Source organism: Jannaschia faecimaris, from assembly GCF_900107415.1.
Taxonomy (GTDB): Bacteria; Pseudomonadota; Alphaproteobacteria; order Rhodobacterales; family Rhodobacteraceae; genus Jannaschia; species Jannaschia faecimaris.
Map to the genome: position 1 here is coordinate 148,136 of NZ_FNPX01000002.1, position 16,514 is coordinate 164,649.

Genomic DNA, 16,514 nt, shown 5'->3' on the forward strand with positions numbered 1-16,514 from the left:
TATACATGCTCCGCACCCTCGCCCTCGCAGTCGCCCTTCTCCTGCCCGCCATCGCCCAGGCCAGTTGCGGCGGCAACTTCGGCAGTTTCGTCGACGGGTTGCGCACTGAGGCCATGGCGCAAGGGCGCGACCCTGTTGTCACTGATCGCTTCTTTCGCGGCGTGCGCCAAGACAACCGAACCTTACGCGCCGACCGCAATCAAGGTGTCTTCCGGCTGGAATTCGTGGAGTTTGCGCGCCGCGTCATCTCCGGCGCGCGCCTGCGGAAAGGGGCCGATCTTGCCCGCTCCCGCGATTCGATTTTCGACACGGTAGAGGAACGATACGGCGTGCCGCGCGGCGTGCTGCTGGCCTTCTGGGCGCTGGAGACGGACTTCGGAGCGGTGCAGGGCGATTTCAACACGCGCAACTCGCTGGTGACGCTGGCTTATGACTGCCGCAGGCCCGACCTCTTTCGCCCGCAGGTTCTGGCGGCGGTCGAACTCTACGAGCAGGGCGGCTTCGACTTGGACACCACCGGAGCTTGGGCGGGCGAGATCGGGATGGTCCAGATGCTGCCCGTCGATATACTGGAACGTGGTGTAGATGCCGACGGCGACGGGCGCGTCACGCTCAAGACCTCGGAAGCGGACGCCCTGCATTCCGGCGCGCGGTTCCTTCGCGATATCGGCTGGCGCGCCGGTGAGCCCTGGCTGGTCGAAGTGGAAGTGCCGGCCACGCTGAACTGGGCGCAATCCGGACTTGATACCAAGCGTCCTGTCTCCGACTGGCTGGCCGATGGCGTGACGCTGCGCGGTGGCGCGGCGGCGGCGGACCTGCCCGCGTCACTCATCCTGCCCCAGGGGCGCGGTGGCCCTGCGTTTCTCGCGTTCCACAACTACGAAATCCTGTTCGACTGGAACCAGAGCTTCGTCTACGTCACAACCGCCGCCTACTTTGCGACCCGGCTTTCGGGTGCGCCGGTTTTTGACGCAGGCCCGCCCCCGGCGACTCTGACCGAGGCGCAAATGAAAACCCTGCAACAGAAGTTGGCAGACCGGGGTCATGACGTGGGTGCCGTGGACGGCATCCTTGGCCGCAACACCCGCCGCGCGGTGCAAGCGGAACAGGTGCGCCTCGGCCTGCCCGCAGATGCCTGGCCAACCCGCGCGCTGCTGGACGCGCTTTAACTTAGGGTCACCTTGACGGACTGCGCATTCAATTCGGCCAACCCGAAAGACGCCAGGAACGACACATCCGCCGCGTCGCGCCCCACACCGATGACTGCGATTTCGCTGGCCTTGGCCATGCCTGTCGCGTCAACAAAGTGCCATGCATCGGAGAGCCAGACCTCCGCCACCGCGTGAAAATCGGGCGGATCGACGTCGGGGGCATAGCCCGATGCCATCCGTGCCGGTATGCCTGCGGCGCGCGCGAACGTGATCATCACGTGGGCGTAGTCGCGGCACACGCCTTGCCGCTGCACGAAGCTTTCGCGCGCCGTGGTGGATGCGGTGCTGGCCCCGGAATCATAAGTGAAGTTCTCCTCGATCCAGTCACGCATCGCGGCAATCAGCGGGCCGCCTGCCAGCCCTTGGAACTCGGCATACACGAAGGCCTGAAACTCGTCCGAGGGGCAATACCGCGATGGCATCAGGAAAGACGTCGCCTCGGCCGTCAGACCGCGCGGCACGCCGGCTGTCAGAACCGCAAGATCAGGGTCGGGGCGCGTGACATCCACCTTCGCGCGATAGGTGATGTCGACCAGACCCTCGGCCTGCATCCGGGCCCGCGCGCCGATCGCATGCTCCCCTGGAATTCGGCTGAAATCCTTTACCGGAGTGGTAAAAAGAGCATCTTCTTCAATATCTTGCCCCGCAATGCGTGCCAACTCGATCTGCAAGATCACATCGGTGGGTTGGGCGAAGTCGTACGAAAGGTGTGTTTGAATATTCAATTCCATGCCGGACCCATAGTCGATCGGCACGGCAAGACCAACCGGGATTACCAGTCGATGAAATCCTCGAAATCCTCGATCAGCAACCGCCAGAAATCCAGGTTGTAGGAAAAGCTGCCGACGCTGTTTCCGTCCCCCGCCAGAACGACGTCCATGCGGATGAACGGATCGCCCTCGTCGTCGACGAAGGCGCGGGCAAAGCGGTTTTCCCGGTTCCAGTCGTTGATCCGCTTCGCGTTCATCGGGATATCAAGATCATAGCCGGACGAAAACTGAACCGAGGTGCACTGCGTGCCGTTGTTGCACCCGTAAAAGAAGACCGAGAAATTCGACTCTAACACCTTGGAGCTGATCTTCGGATCGCCCACGTCATCCAGGCCCATCTTGGTCAGGTAGCCCTCCTCCTGCATGGCGCGCATCACGCCTTCGGGGTCGGCCGCGGAAACGTTGTCCTGCGCCATCGCGGCCTGAGCGGTACATGCCAGGACGGCGGCGAGAACAATGCGTTTCATGAGAATACCCCCGTTCGTGATGGCCCAGCGTGGCCCGGCACCCCCTTTCGGGTCAACCGCTTCCGGTATGTTTTCCAGGCCCTCGGCTCCGCTTCAAGCGACAAGGGCCGCAGCCTTCTTGAGGTCCACCGACACCAGCTGACTGACGCCCTGCTCCACCATCGTCACGCCGAACAGGCGATCCATCCGCGCCATGGTGACGGCGTGGTGTGTGATGATCAGGAAGCGCGTGTTCGTGCGGCGCGTCATCTCGTCCAGCATGTCGCAGAAACGCGTGACGTTCGCGTCGTCCAGCGGGGCATCCACCTCGTCCAGCACGCAGATCGGCGCTGGGTTCGCCAAGAACACGGCAAAGATCAGCGCCAGCGCCGTCAGCGTCTGCTCCCCACCTGACAACAGGCTGAGCGTGGAGAGCTTCTTGCCCGGCGGCTGGCACATGATCTCCAACCCGGCCTCCAGCGGGTCATCCGACTCCACCAGCTCCAGCTTCGCCTCCCCGCCCTGGAACAAGTGCCGGAACAGAGTCGAGAAATTGTCGTTCACCGTCTCAAAGGCATCCAGCAGCCGCTGCCGCCCCTCCTTGTTGAGCGTCGCGATGCCTGCACGCAACTCGCTCACGGCCTGCTCGAGGTCGGCTTTCTCGGCAACCAGAAGGTCATGCTCGCCCTGCACCTCCGCCGCGTCTTCTTCCGCGCGCAGGTTTACCGCGCCTAGCGCGTCCCGCTGCCGTTTCAGCGCATTCACCTGCCCCTCGATCTTTTCAACCGGGGGCAACGCATCCGGATCGAGATCAAGCACATCCAGAAGCTGCGCCGGCGTGCACTCCAGCGCCTCGTCTATGCGCTCCTCGGCATAGGCGAGCGTCTCCTTCGCCGCGTCCATCCGCGCCTCGGCCCGTGCGCGGGCCTCCCGCGCTTCCCCCGCCAGCCGTTCCGCGTCGCGCGTGGCCTGCATTGCCGCGCGCAGCGCCGTCTCCCCCTCGGCCAACGCATCCGATGCCTTGGCCCGCCGCGTCTCGGCGCGGTTGATTTCTCCGGTAAGGTCTTCGCGCTGCTGGGCCAGCTCCTCAGGAACCGCCCCGGCCGTCTCCAACTCCGACTCGGACGCGCCGCGCCGCTCCGTCAACTCACGCAGCCGCTTGCCTGCACTGTCCAGACGCTGCCGCCATGACGTCAGATCCTTGTCCACCTGCGTCATGCGCCGGGTCCGGGCCTCCGCGTCCCGCTTGACCTCGTCGGCTTGGGCGCGCCGTGCCATCATCGCCATCCGCGCGGCTTCGACCGTGGTGCGGATCGTCTCCAAAGCGGCTCGCGCGTCGTCAATCGGGGCCAGCGCGCGCCGGGCCGTCTCGGCCTCCCGCTGGGCCTCGCGCGCCTCCAGCATCTCGGCCTCAAGCCGCGACACGGACATCCGCGCCGACTCCAGCCGCGACGCCGCCGAGCCCTTGGTGCCCTCGGCCCGCGCCAAGGCACGCCCCGCCTCGGTCAACGCGCGGTCCGCGTCCCGCCGCGCCTCGCGCGCCTCGGCTTCCGCCGCCTTGCGCCGCGACAGGGTTAGCAGCAGCGCCTCATGCGCCGCCTTTGTCCCCTCCGCCCTCGCGGATGCCTCCTCCAGGTCCTGCCGGAGCGAGGCCAGTCGGTTCACCTGCTGAAGGCGCAACGCGGCGGACGAAGGCGCGGCATCCGCCGAGACGCGATACCCGTCCCAACGCCAAAGGTCGCCGTCGGTCGACACCAAGACCTGTCCCGGAAGCAATCGCGGCTGCATCTGCGCGGCCTGCTCGGGGTCCACCAACCCGATCTGACCCAGTTTCCGGCCCATCACTTCGGGTGCCTCGACGAAGGGGGCCAGCGGGTCGATCCCATCCGGCAAACCCTGACTGCGGTCATAGGGCGGCATCTGCGCCCAGCCGGTCTCCTCCGTCTCGGACACACCCACTTCGGAGGCGCGCAGGTCGTCGCCGTAGGCCGCACCCAGCGCCGCCTCGAACCCCGGTGCAACGGTCACGCGGTCCAGCAGGGGTTCCCCTTCGCCCGTGTCACGGGTCAGCAGCTTGGCCAGCGCCGTCGCCTCCGCGCCCAGCGTATTCGCGACACCCTCGGCCTCGGCCCGTTCGGTCCGCGCACGCCCCTCTGCGTCCTGCGCCTCCTCCCGCGCCGCTTCCGCTGCGACGGTCGCCGCCTCCGCCGCTGTCGCCGCGTCCTGCGCACGGGCCTGCGCGGCCGTGGCCTCCGCCGCTTGCGCGTCCACTTCCGCAAGGGTGCGGCGCGCAGTCTCGACCTGATCGCGGGCCGCAGCGGCCTGCGCCTGGACCTTGGTCAGACGTGCGTCCGCATCCTGCGCCATCCGCAGGACCGACTGATGCCGCGCGGACAGGCGCGCCAGATCCTCGGTCAACGTCGAGAGTTCCTCCTCCCGTGTCGCCAAAACCGATGCCGCCTCCAGCGCCGCCGCCTGCGCTTCGGCCAGCGCCGCATCCTGTCCTGCGTTTGCCGCCGTCAGTTCCACCTGTTCCGCAGACAGCCGCGCGATCGTGTCACCCGCATCACGATTGAGCGTCTCTTCCCGCTCCGCATCGGCGGCAAGCTGGGCAATTCGTGATTCCAGCGCACGAATCGCATCCCGCGCCTGCGCTTCGCGCTCAGCCAAGGTATCTCTCTGCACCGTCAGACGCTGCAACACCGCACCCGCGACGGCCTCTTCCTCGCGCAGAGGGGGCATTGCCTCTTCGGCCCGGACCCGCGCCTGTTCGGCCTGCACCGCCGCACGCTCCGCCGTCGCCGCTTCGGTCAGACGGGCCTGCAACGTAGCCGCCGCCGCCGCCCGCGCTTCTTCTGCCTCGCGCCACCGCCGATACAGCAGCAGGCCCTCTGCATGGCGCAACTGCGCCCCGATCTCGCGGTACCGCGCGGCCTGCCGGGCCTGTCGCGCCAGCGTGGACAGTTGCGCCGCCAACTGCTCCACCACGTCATCGACCCGCGTGAGGTTGGCTGTCGTCGCGTTCAGCTTCAGCTCCGCCTCGTGCCGCCGCTGGTACAAGCCGGATATCCCCGCCGCTTCCTCCAGAATACGCCGCCGTTTCTGTGGCTTGGCATTGATAAGCTCAGAAATCTGCCCCTGCCGCACCAGCGCGGGCGAATGCGCCCCGGTCGAGGCGTCGGCGAACAGCATCTGAACATCCCGCGCCCGCACGTCCTTGCCATTCAACTTGTAGGCCGAGCCGGCATCCCGCGTGATCCGCCGCACCACGTCCAGCGCGTCCGCATCGTTGAAAGCAGCAGGAGCTGTCCGCTCCGTGTTGTCGAGCGCCAGCGTGACCTCCGCGAAATTGCGCGCCGGCCGGGATGACGCTCCGGCGAATATCACGTCCTCCATCCCGCCGCCGCGCATCGCGGTCGGGCGGTTCTCGCCCATGACCCAGCGCAGCGCCTCCAGCAGGTTGGACTTGCCGCAACCATTCGGCCCCACGACCCCCGTCAGCCCGTCAGCAATGACAAGGTCGGTGGGGTCCACGAAGGATTTGAACCCTTGCAGGCGTAGGCGCGAAAACCGCATTTGGTGAGTGTCGCCGCCCCACCGCACAGGTCAAGCGCCACGCGCAGTATCTGGCGCATCACAGGCATTTATCCACAACATATTGCCAGATTCACGACGCGCGCGTCGTTTCCGCACCCCATCCTTGCCAAACGTTGCACGGGCGGGGCGACGTCCCCGCCGATGTCGTAACCGGGCGGCAACCCGGCGGAATCGCGCTTGACCGCTGCGACATCCGGGCGCATCAAAGTGGCGCAAGGTTCCTCCGGCTCAAAGCACAAACGGGGGACGAAATGGGAATGCGGTGAGGGGGACCCAAACAGGGACCCGATGCCGCAGCCGCCCCCGCGACTGTAAGCGGTGAGCGCGGTGCCAACAGCCACTGGATCCGACATGCGGACCCGGGAAGGCGGCACCAAGCCACGACCCGCGAGCCAGGAGACCAGCCCTGCACCGCCATCATGGCGGACCGATGCAACGGACGGGGTGTTCCGTGACCGGGTGAGCCAGGTGCCGCCGCGCACATGCCTTCCCCGCCACAGCCCCTTCAGACAGGACCTTGAAGGGGACCACATATGAAACGTTTTCTGATCGCCGCCGGTGCCGCGCTCGCCGCCACGCCCGCCCTTGCCCATCACCCGCTGGGCGGCCTTCCCATGACGACATTCTCCGAAGGTCTGCTCTCGGGTGTCGGTCATCCGGTTCTGGGGTTTGACCACCTGTTCTTCGTCGCCCTGATGGGCATTGCCGCCATTTACACCGGGCAGGCGCTCAGGGCTCCGCTGGCCTATGTCGGGGCCATGCTTGCCGGTTGCGCCCTGATGGCCGCCGGTGTCGCGCTGCCCATGGCTGAAACCGTGATCGTCGCATCCCTGCTGGTTCTCGGGTTCCTCGTCGCCTCGGGCCGTGCGCTGTCGCCGACCATGGCCATCGCACTGTTCGCGGGCTTCGGCCTGTTCCACGGCTCCGCTTTCGGCGGCACCATCGCGGGTCAGGAAGGCGGCGTCGGCGGCGCGGTCTTCGCGGGCTACCTGATCGGCCTCGCCATGATCCAGTACGCAATCGCGATCGTCGCCGGGTTCACCATGCGCCGCGTCCTCGCCGCGCCGGGGGCCGCGTCGATCAACGCGCGCCTGGCCGGTGCCATGGTCGCCGGTGTCGGCATTTTCCTGAGCCTCGAAATCCTGGAAGGTCCCATCGTCGCCGCACTCGCCGGTTGATCACCTCACCCGTTCCGGGCCGTCGCGATTTCTCGCGGCGGCCCTTTTTCTATCGGAGGCCCCATGGCCAAGATTCCCGCCACCATCGTCACCGGTTTCCTCGGGGCCGGCAAAACCACGCTTATCCGCCACCTGCTACAAAATGCCGACGGGCGACGCATCGCGCTCATCATCAACGAATTCGGCGACCTGGGCGTCGATGGCGGCATCCTCAAGGGATGCGGGATCGAATCCTGCTCCGACGACGACGTGGTGGAGCTCTCGAACGGCTGCATCTGCTGCACCGTCGCCGACGACTTCATCCCCACGATGGAGGCGCTGCTGGCGCGCGAAACACCACCCGATCACATCGTGATCGAAACGTCGGGCCTAGCCCTGCCGCAACCGCTGGTCCGCGCCTTCAACTGGCCCGGCCTCAAGACGAAGGTCACCGTCGATGGCGTAGTGACGGTCCTTGACGGGCCCGCCGTGGCCGCTGGCACCTTCGCCACGAATGTCGAGGCGGTCGACGCCCAGCGCGCCGCCGATGACGGGCTGGACCACGAAACGCCCCTGTCCGAGCTCTATGCCGATCAAGTCGCCTGCGCCGACATGATCGTAGTTAACAAGGCCGATCTGCTGGGCAACGCCACCGCTGCTCTGGTTGCCCGCCTACGGGGGGAGGCCCGCGGCGGCGTCCAGGTCATCTCCGCCACGCAGGGGGCGCTGCCGGCGGATGTCCTGCTGGGTCGAGGCCAGGGTGCGGAAGACGATATCTCCGCCCGCCACGAAGTGCATCACCACCACCATCACCACGATGACGACGAAGACCATGACGAGGATCACCACCATGAACATGGCCATGACGCCTTCGAGAGCTTCGTCGTCGATGCCCCCGAAGTGACCGACCCGGCGGCCTTCGCCAGTAAGGTCGCGGATGTCATCCGCAGCCACGACATCCTGCGCCTCAAGGGCTTCGCGTCGGTCGAAGGCAAACCAATGCGCCTGACGGTGCAGGCTGTCGGCCCCCGCGTGGATCACTATTTCGACCGACCGCTGGGCGAGGACGCGCGCGGATCGCGCCTCGTGGTGATCGGTCAGGCGGGACTTGACCGCGCCGCCATCACTCAGGCGCTGCAATGAAGATCGGGCCCGCCGACCCTCGTGCGGCGGGCCCTGCCGACCTTCTGGCGCAAAGCTATGCGCTGTTGGAAAGCCTCTTCCCGGCCGAGGCGAACCACTACCTCGACACGGCAGCGCTCGCGGCGTCGGACATCCGGTTCGTCAACGCGACCGACGGGGACCGGACGCTGGGTACCGGAGCAATCGCGCTCCGCAACGGCTATTCCGAAGTCAAATCTATGTTTACCGCCCCCGACTCACGGGGTCAGGGCATCGCCGATGCCATCCTGCGCCACCTGATCGACCTGGCAATCCACGAGGGCGTGCCTAACCTGCGTCTGGAAACGGGCACCGGCCTCGACGCCGCGCACCGCCTCTACCGCCGCCACGGCTTCACCGAATGCGGCCCCTTCGGCGACTACGTCGACAGCCCCCACAGCCTCTTTTTCGAACGCTCCGAGGGCAGCTTTTCTGCTTCGTAAATGCTCAAAAGACTCCCGCGCCGGCCCTAGCCCGCCGCCGCCACGGCGATCTGACCGGCCAGCCGCGCATTGTTCAGCACCAGCTCGATATTCGCACCAAGGGCACGGCCTTCCGTCACCGCGTTCAACCGGCCCAGCAGGAACGGCGTGACGTCCTTGCCCGACACTCCCTCGGCCTCCGCCGCCGCCAGCGCCGCGTCGATCGTCGCGCCGATTTCTCCTGCATCCAGCGCATGGGCCGCCGGAATCGGATTCGCCACCAGCATTCCGGCCCCCAGACCAACGGAACGGTTCGCCGCCCAGGTGGCAGCGATGGCCCGCGCATCGTCGAACCGCTCCCCGGCCATGACACCCGACCGGGGCGTGTAGAAGGCAGGAAATTCATCCGCGCCCAAGACCGCAACAGGCACCCGCAACGTCTCCAGCACCTCGATCGTGCGCGGAATGTCGAGGATCGACTTCACCCCAGCGCAAACCACCAGCACATCCGTCATCGCCAATTCCGTCAGATCCGCGCTCACGTCCATGCCGTCGCCGCGGTGCACGCCGCCGATACCGCCCGTCGCAAACACCCCGATTCCCGCCAACGCCGCGATCCGCATCGTCGCCGAAACGGTCGTCCCCGCCGTCAGCCCCTTGACCATGCAGGCCCCCAAATCGCGCGAGGCCGCCTTCACCACCGCCGTATCCTTGGCCAGATGCTCAACTTGGTCCGGCGTCAGCCCGGCGCAGAGCCGCCCGTCAATCACCGCGATCGTGGCGGGCACCGCGCCCTGATCGCGCACGGCCCGCTCCACCTGCAAGGCCACCTCGGCATTCCGGGGCCAGGGCATCCCATGGCTGATGATCGTCGATTCCAGCGCGACGACGGCGCGTCCCTGCGCCAGCGCGGTGGCCACCTCGTCACTCATCAGCACGTCGCTCATCCCGGTCTTCCTCTTCGGTGATTTCGCGCCCCTCTTGCACCCATTGCCTGCCTCCCGCAAACCCCCCGAAGAAGGAGACCGCCCATGCATCTGCTCGCCGCCCAGCCCGGTGCCATCGACGACGGCGAACCCGTCGATCTGGGCCAGACCCCGGCGGACCTCGTGGTCATCACCGCCGCCGATACGGAACTTGCGGCCTTGTCGCAGGCGCGCGGTACGATGGGCACCCCCCCGACCCTGCGGCTGGCCAGCCTGATGCACCTGCGTCACCCGATGTCGGTCGATCTGCACCTTGATGCCTGCGCCACGAAATCGAAACTCGTCGTCGCGCGCATCCTAGGAGGGCGCGGCTACTGGACCTATGGGCTGGAACAATACGCCGCCCGCCTGCACGAAGCCGGCGTGCCCTTTGCCGCCCTGCCCGGCGACGACAAGCCGGACGCCGAACTGCGCGAACTCTCGACCGTGCCGGATGCCGACTACGACGCGCTTTGGTCCTGCCTCGTCGAAGGCGGGCCGCAGAACGCAACCACATTCATGGCGCATGCCCGCGCGATGATTGATGGCACCGACCGCCCGGCCCCCGCCCGCCCCCTGCTGCGTGCGGGGCTCTACTGGCCCGGTCAAACTGAAACGACACTGACCGATATGCGGCACGAGTGGACCGACGGGGCTCCCACCGTTCCCGTCATCTTCTATCGCGCGCTGTTGCAAGGGGCCGGGCTCAACCCGGTGAACCGCATGGTCAAGGCGCTGCTACGCAAGGGTCTTAACCCGATGCCCGTCTTCGTCGCCTCGCTCAAGGATCCGGTCAGTCAGGCCACGCTGGAAAGCCTGTTTACCGATGCCCCGCCAGAAGCGATCGTGAACCTCACTTCCTTCGCGGTCGGCGACCCTCCGGCAAACCCGCTTGCCGCGTCCTTCGCCAATGGGGCCCCGGTGTTCCAGGCCGTGCTGTCGGGCGGCACCGAACAGGCGTGGGACGAGGGGCTGACCGGGCTGTCGGCGCGCGACATCGCGATGAACGTCTCGCTGCCCGAACTCGACGGCCGTGTCCTGACCCGCGCCGTGGGCTTCAAGGGCGAGGCTTTTTTCGACGATGCCACAGAATGCCCCATCGCCACATGGAAGGCGGCAGGCGACCGCATCGCCTTTGTCGCCGACCTGATGGCCAATTGGTGCGCCCTGCGCCGTGCGCCCGAATCCGCGCGTCGCGTCGCAATCGTCCTCGCCAATTACCCCAATCGCGACGGGCGGCTGGCCAACGGCGTGGGTCTCGATACCCCCGCCGCAACCGTCCACGTGCTAAGCCTGTTGCAGGACGCGGGTTATGATACGACGCCTCCCGCAGACAGCGCGGCCCTCATGGCGCAGATGATGGCGGGGCCGACGAACTGGCTGACCGACCGGGCAGACCGCAAGGGTGGCGAACGCCTCTCGCTTGCCGACTACACCGCCTTCTACGCGACCCTCCCGCTCAAGGCCCGACAGCAGATCGAAGACCGCTGGGGCCAGCCCACGGATGACCCGTTCTTCTCTGCTTCCCAAATACTCGATTCCTCCGCCGGGAACGGCGGTGCCTTTGCTCTTTCGATCCATCGCTTCGGCAATGTCGTCGTCGCGCTGCAACCGGCGCGCGGCTACAACGTCGATCCGACCGACAGCTACCATTCCCCGGACCTCGTGCCGCCGCACAATTACCTGGCCTTCTACGCTTGGCTGCGCGGCTGGGGCGCAAATGCGGTCGTCCACATGGGCAAGCACGGCAACCTGGAATGGCTGCCGGGCCGCGCCGTGGCCCTGGGTGACACCGACTGGCCCGAAATCGCGCTTGGCCCGCTGCCGCATCTCTACCCGTTCATCGTCAACGATCCGGGCGAGGGCACGCAGGCCAAGCGTCGGGCGCAGGCCGTCATCATCGACCATCTGACCCCGCCCCTGACGCGCGCCGAATCCTATGGCCCCATGCGCGACCTGGAGGCGCTGGTCGATGAATACTACGAGGCCGCCGGCGTCGACCCGCGCCGCATCGACCTGCTGCGACAGGAGATCCTGTCGCTCGCCTCGGTCACCGGCCTCGACATCGACGCGGGCTTTTCTGGCGATGAAAGCGACCTGGCCAAGCTCGACGCCTACCTCTGCGACCTGAAGGAGGCGCAGATCCGCGACGGTCTGCATATCTTCGGCCAATCGCCCGCTGGCGAGTTGGAGCGGAACCTGCTGATCGCCCTGACCCGCCTGCCGCGCGGCGATGCCCCCGGTCAAGCCTCCCTGATCCGGGCCCTGGCGATGGATTGCGGTGTCGACATCGACCCGCTTGATTGCGACATGGCGGCACCCTACTCCGGGCCACGCCACAAGTTCCTGAACGCCGTCAGCGCCGATCCATGGCGCAGCAACGGCGACACGGTCGAGCGGTTGGAGGCGCTGGCCGTCCTTGCCGTCCAATGGGCCGAGACTCCCGCACACATGAACCACACCGCCCCCGTGCTGAAGGCGGTCCACGCAGAAATCCTGCCCAGTCTGCGCGCCTGCGGCCCAGCAGAGGGAAAGGGCCTCCTCACCGGCCTCGCGGGCCGCTTCGTCGCCCCTGCGCCCTCCGGCGCGCCGACGCGGGGCCGGCCCGATGTCTTGCCAACCGGGCGCAACTTCTACTCCATCGACAGCCGCGCCGTCCCCACGCCCACCGCCTGGAAACTCGGCTGGAAGAGCGCGTCGCTCCTGATCGACCGGCACCTTCAGGACCATGGCGACTGGCCCCGCACGATGCTGGTCACCGCCTGGGGCACCGCCAACATGCGAACCGGCGGCGACGATATCGCCCAAGCGCTGGCGCTGATGGGCGTGAAACCACGATGGGATGCAGCCAACCGCCGTGTTGTGGGGTTCGAGATCATTCCCTCCACCGCGTTGGGCCGCCCCCGCGTGGACGTGACCCTGCGCGTCTCCGGGTTTTTCCGCGACGCCTTTCCGCAGCAGATGGCGTTGGTCGACGCGGCAGCCCGTGCCGTTCAGGCGCTGGACGAGACGACGGCGGAAAATCCCGCAGCGGACCGTTTCCGCGCCGGTGAAAACCCCTCCCGCGTCTATGGCTCCAAGCCGGGTGCCTATGGCGCAGGACTGCAAGCAATGATCGACGAGAAGCTCTGGGCCGACACCGCCGATCTGGGGCGCGCCTATGTGGAATGGGGTGGGTATGCCTACGGTGCTGGCGAAGGCACCGCTGACCACGACGGGTTGCGCCAGCGTCTGGGTCAAGTGGATGCCATTGTCCAGAACCAGGACAACCGCGAACATGACCTGCTCGACTCGGATGACTACTACCAATTCGAAGGCGGGGCCGCCGCCGCAGTCGAGATGCTTCAGGGTGCCAAGCGCCCCGTGTATCACAACGACCACTCCCGCCCCGAACGCCCCGTCATTCGCACGCTGGAGGACGAGATCGGCCGCGTGGTCCGGTCGCGCGTTGTGAACCCCAAATGGATCGAAGGCGTCAAACGCCACGGCTACAAAGGGGCGTTCGAAATCGCCGCCACGGTCGACTACCTGTTTGCCTTCGCCGCCACGACCGGTGCCGTCCGCGACCACCATTTCGACCTCGTGGCGCAGGCCGTGCTGGAGGATGAAGATACGCGGGAATTCATCGCCGAGGCCAACGCCCCGGCCCTCGCCGATATCGCGGACCGGTTGCAGGAAGCCATCGACCGCGGCCTTTGGACACCACGGTCCAATTCCATGCGCGGGTTGGTGGAGCGGCTCAGACGGCCCTAGGACCGCATCCCGCCATCACTTCTTGTCGCGCGCGGCTTTCTCTTCCTTGGTCAGCTTCGCGTTCCAGGCGTTGTTGCTCAGGCCCAGCTCGGGCTTGGGAGGCTTCGTCTTGCCCTTCTTGACCTCGCCGCCCTTCTTCAGGAACGCTTGGATCAGATCGTCGTCGGTCGTCTTCTTGGGTACCTGTTTCATGGCTCACCCCTACCCGTTTTCCATTGGTCCTGTCACCCGGGTTGTTGCCCTTATCCAGCGATCAATCCCGGGCCTCCGAGAGCACAGAATCATGTGCTTGACGTCTAAATTTTTCAATTTAAACCGACTTCTGACCGCGCAACCGCGGATCAATCAAGAGAGATCATGACCGAAGAAGAAAAGCAGACCCTGACCGAGATGCATCCGCTCATCAACGCGCTCTTCGACGTCTCGGTCGAGTTTGTCACGAAGTCCGGAGGTTTCCTGCCCCATGGCGCGACGCTCGGCGCAGAAGGAGACGTCAAACTCGTGGGCGGGATGCCCGCAAACGACATGACCACTTCGGAAGAGGTTTTGCCGCTTCTGCACGAGGGTCTCCGGCAATCCACGGCCGTCGCCGCCACCCGCGCCGTTGCCGTCAGCGAGAGCGTCTTCATCGGCGCGAACCAAGAGCCTGCGATCAAGGTTCTGGCCGAACATCGGACGGGGTTGACGCTGGCCCTTTATATGCCCTGGAAGAAAAGACTGCTGCGCGCACCGGCCTTTGGCGAAATCCAGATGGTTCGCGCAGAACCGGAGGTCGGACACTGGGCCTGACGCGGCCCCTTCACTTCATGCCCTTCACTTCACGCGGCAATCCAAAGACATGTTCACCAGCGCGATGTCGCCCAATGCAGTGCCGGGTTTTACGGCACAGCCGGTCACCTCCTCGGTGGCCTGCATCGCGGCCAGCATCACCTCCGCCAATTCGGGACGCCATGTCGGATTGGTGCGTGTCGCCTGTGCGGTTTCAAGGTTATAATTCACCCGGAAGTCATGCCCGCCCGCACTGGCGGTGCCGCTGCGGTCAAGACCGTCGAGCGGGTGCGCCATGTTGCAGGCCGTCAACGAGATCGGGACGAGAAGCAGGAATCGGATATCCATTGCCCGATTATGGCCTTCGCATTAGTTAACATACACTTAATAGACGTGCCCCTGTTACGTCGGACGCATATCCGACGTGGGTCCGACGCGGATCACCCCCCGAATTCCGCTCGCCCCGCCCCGCCTTGACGCGGGCCCGGTTTCCCAAGATGGTCCAGCCGAGTTGCCCCCGGAGACGCCCGCATGACCAATCCAGCTACCCCTGACGACACCGACCGCCACAACTCCAAGATGGCCAAGAAGAAGGCCGCCCGCGACAAGATCATGGCGACCAAGACCGAGGAAAAGGGCCTGGTGATCGTCCACACGGGCAAGGGCAAGGGCAAGTCGTCCTCGGCTTTCGGCATGATCTTCCGCTGCATCGCACACGACATGCCCTGCGCCGTCGTACAGTTCATCAAGGGCGGTATGGGCACCGGAGAGCGCGACCTGATCGTCAACAACTTCAGTGACCTGTGCGAATTTCATACGATGGGCGAAGGCTTCACCTGGGAGACGCAGGACAAGTCGCGCGACATCGAAATGGCGCAGGCCGCCTGGGCCAAGGCCAAGGAGCTGATCCGCGACCCGGCGAACCGCATGGTCCTGCTGGACGAGATCAACATCGCACTGCGCTATGATTATCTGGACGTGGCCGAAGTGATTTCGTTTCTGCGCGAGGAAAAGCCGCCGATGACCCACGTCGTTTTGACGGGACGAAATGCCAAGGATGAACTTATCGAACTGGCGGACCTGGCGACCGAGATGGAGCTGCTCAAGCATCCGTTCCGTTCAGGCGTCAAGGCGCAGGCCGGCGTGGAATTTTAATTTTTGCCAATGGGTAAAGCAGCTCCGAACCGCGCGTTACAATGGCAATAGCGTCGGAAATCTTCTGACCGAGGTTCTAAGCAGGCGGCACCGACGGCGTGCCGCCGATTGCACCGGCAATCCGCATTCGGGCGTCAGGTACGACCTGCTCCAATTGCGGCAGATCATTCACGCAAAGAAACTTGATCTGCGTATCGGCGATACCCTGCAACAGGAGGGCCGTGATCTGCGGATCCTGATCGAGACCCTGCCCGCTGCGAATGTGGAGGTGGTCGCCATGTGGGTGCATCACCGCGCCCTGCCGGTTTATGCACGCGTGATTATGTAGCCCCATTGGCAGGAACTGTCGGATATCGCGAAAGCGGTGACCGATATTTTCTGCGAAGGCCTGCGGGTAATGCGCGAACAGATCGGCCATCACGGACCTGCGCATCGGATGAACGACATGCGCCGCCGCAAAAATCCGGCAAGGATCGACCCCGAGCATCTGCGCGGCGTTCATTTGCATAAAGCGGTTGAAAAGTGCCGGGTCACTGCGCGCGACGGCATCGCCGGTCAAATGGCTATTGTCGACCCACTTGCCGCGAAGAACGGGCTTGTTCCCGCGAAAAACATCTTCGGGCGACAGTGGCGCAGTCAGGAAGACGTCATCGTTAAAATATAGAAAATATTCGCTCAGACCCTCGATCCGCCAAATCAGGCTCTCGATGGCGAGGGAGTTAAAGGTCGGTAACGCGGCCTCGAACCCTTTGAATATCTCGCGGTGATCCACGACCCGGATCCTCGCGCGCAGATCGCGTGACAGGCGTGACAGATCAGGGCCACGACCGTCGGCGACGATCCAGATCGTGCGGATCCAGGGGGCGTTGTTCTCGATCGATTGCAGGCAGTAGAAAATCTCGTCGCTATCGGCCCAGCGATGCGGATTGACTGCATTCTCGTGCAAGGGGGCGATCGCCGCAGACACATATTGCGCCCGTTTCATCAGATGTTCGGGTGCCTTGCCATCGACCCAAGTGATCACGGCGTCGATTGCCCGGGCGTCATCGGTACACATGAGTGTCAATCATCCGGTTGATAATTGGATAAGGAAGACCGAACTTACGTCA

14 protein-coding genes and 1 riboswitch are annotated in these 16,514 nt (G+C 65.5%); of the genes, 7 read left to right on the forward strand and 7 right to left on the reverse strand.

The window, feature by feature from the left end:
• Positions 1–5: 5 nt before the first annotated feature.
• The gene (locus BLV27_RS03555; RefSeq protein WP_092642506.1) at positions 6–1,169 is read left to right on the forward strand and encodes a lytic murein transglycosylase; all 1,164 of its coding nucleotides are present in this window, start codon (positions 6–8) and stop codon (positions 1,167–1,169) included.
• On the opposite strand, the gene BLV27_RS03560 is transcribed toward BLV27_RS03555, so the two are convergent.
• The 3 genes from BLV27_RS03560 to smc all read right to left on the reverse strand — a co-directional run bounded on the left by BLV27_RS03560 (position 1,166) and on the right by smc (position 6,003).
• Positions 1,166–1,942: a transglutaminase-like domain-containing protein gene (locus BLV27_RS03560; protein ID WP_092642985.1), complete on the reverse strand. Its 777-nt coding sequence runs from the start codon at positions 1,940–1,942 to the stop codon at positions 1,166–1,168. The genes BLV27_RS03555 and BLV27_RS03560 overlap by 4 nt on opposite strands.
• 41 nt (positions 1,943–1,983) lie before the next feature.
• Positions 1,984–2,448: a YbjN domain-containing protein gene (locus BLV27_RS03565; RefSeq protein ID WP_092642509.1), complete on the reverse strand. Its 465-nt coding sequence runs from the start codon at positions 2,446–2,448 to the stop codon at positions 1,984–1,986.
• 93 nt (positions 2,449–2,541) lie between these two features.
• A complete protein-coding gene (gene smc, locus BLV27_RS03570) occupies positions 2,542–6,003 on the reverse strand; it encodes a chromosome segregation protein SMC (RefSeq protein ID WP_092642512.1) in 3,462 nt (1,153 codons plus the stop codon).
• A gap of 219 nt (positions 6,004–6,222) precedes the next feature.
• Positions 6,223–6,447: riboswitch (cobalamin riboswitch) on the forward strand.
• A gap of 110 nt (positions 6,448–6,557) precedes the next feature.
• Here smc and BLV27_RS03575 point away from each other — a divergent pair.
• The 3 genes from BLV27_RS03575 (at position 6,558) to BLV27_RS03585 (ending at position 8,785) form a co-directional block, all read left to right on the forward strand.
• A complete protein-coding gene (locus tag BLV27_RS03575) occupies positions 6,558–7,202 on the forward strand; it encodes a HupE/UreJ family protein (RefSeq protein ID WP_092642515.1) in 645 nt (214 codons plus the stop codon).
• 63 nt (positions 7,203–7,265) lie between these two features.
• Positions 7,266–8,324: a cobalamin biosynthesis protein CobW gene (cobW, locus tag BLV27_RS03580; protein WP_092642518.1), complete on the forward strand. Its 1,059-nt coding sequence runs from the start codon at positions 7,266–7,268 to the stop codon at positions 8,322–8,324.
• Positions 8,321–8,785, forward strand: coding sequence for a GNAT family N-acetyltransferase (locus BLV27_RS03585; RefSeq protein ID WP_092642521.1), 465 nt, complete (start codon positions 8,321–8,323; stop codon positions 8,783–8,785). Before cobW ends, BLV27_RS03585 begins: the two co-directional genes overlap by 4 nt.
• 26 nt (positions 8,786–8,811) lie before the next feature.
• On the opposite strand, the gene BLV27_RS03590 is transcribed toward BLV27_RS03585, so the two are convergent.
• Positions 8,812–9,711 carry a pseudouridine-5'-phosphate glycosidase gene (locus BLV27_RS03590; RefSeq protein ID WP_092642524.1) on the reverse strand — a complete coding sequence of 300 codons (900 nt, stop codon included), beginning with the start codon at positions 9,709–9,711 and terminating at the stop codon, positions 8,812–8,814.
• An 84-nt stretch (positions 9,712–9,795) separates the two neighbouring features.
• Here BLV27_RS03590 and cobN point away from each other — a divergent pair, with 84 nt between their 5' ends.
• A complete protein-coding gene (cobN, locus tag BLV27_RS03595) occupies positions 9,796–13,482 on the forward strand; it encodes a cobaltochelatase subunit CobN (protein WP_092642527.1) in 3,687 nt (1,228 codons plus the stop codon).
• A gap of 15 nt (positions 13,483–13,497) precedes the next feature.
• On the opposite strand, the gene BLV27_RS19270 is transcribed toward cobN, so the two are convergent.
• The gene (locus BLV27_RS19270; RefSeq protein WP_170831340.1) at positions 13,498–13,674 is read right to left on the reverse strand and encodes a hypothetical protein; all 177 of its coding nucleotides are present in this window, start codon (positions 13,672–13,674) and stop codon (positions 13,498–13,500) included.
• Between the two features lie 165 nt (positions 13,675–13,839).
• Between BLV27_RS19270 and BLV27_RS03600 the strand changes: the two genes are divergently transcribed.
• Positions 13,840–14,271, forward strand: coding sequence for a hypothetical protein (locus BLV27_RS03600; RefSeq protein WP_092642530.1), 432 nt, complete (start codon positions 13,840–13,842; stop codon positions 14,269–14,271).
• A 24-nt stretch (positions 14,272–14,295) separates the two neighbouring features.
• On the opposite strand, the gene BLV27_RS03605 is transcribed toward BLV27_RS03600, so the two are convergent.
• A complete protein-coding gene (locus BLV27_RS03605; RefSeq protein ID WP_092642533.1) occupies positions 14,296–14,598 on the reverse strand; it encodes a hypothetical protein in 303 nt (100 codons plus the stop codon).
• A 183-nt stretch (positions 14,599–14,781) separates the two neighbouring features.
• Here BLV27_RS03605 and cobO point away from each other — a divergent pair, with 183 nt between their 5' ends.
• Positions 14,782–15,405 carry a cob(I)yrinic acid a,c-diamide adenosyltransferase gene (cobO, locus tag BLV27_RS03610; RefSeq protein ID WP_092642536.1) on the forward strand — a complete coding sequence of 208 codons (624 nt, stop codon included), beginning with the start codon at positions 14,782–14,784 and terminating at the stop codon, positions 15,403–15,405.
• Between the two features lie 76 nt (positions 15,406–15,481).
• Here cobO and BLV27_RS03615 read toward each other — a convergent pair whose 3' ends face one another.
• Positions 15,482–16,462: a hypothetical protein gene (locus BLV27_RS03615; protein ID WP_244504518.1), complete on the reverse strand. Its 981-nt coding sequence runs from the start codon at positions 16,460–16,462 to the stop codon at positions 15,482–15,484.
• Positions 16,463–16,514: the final 52 nt, after the last annotated feature.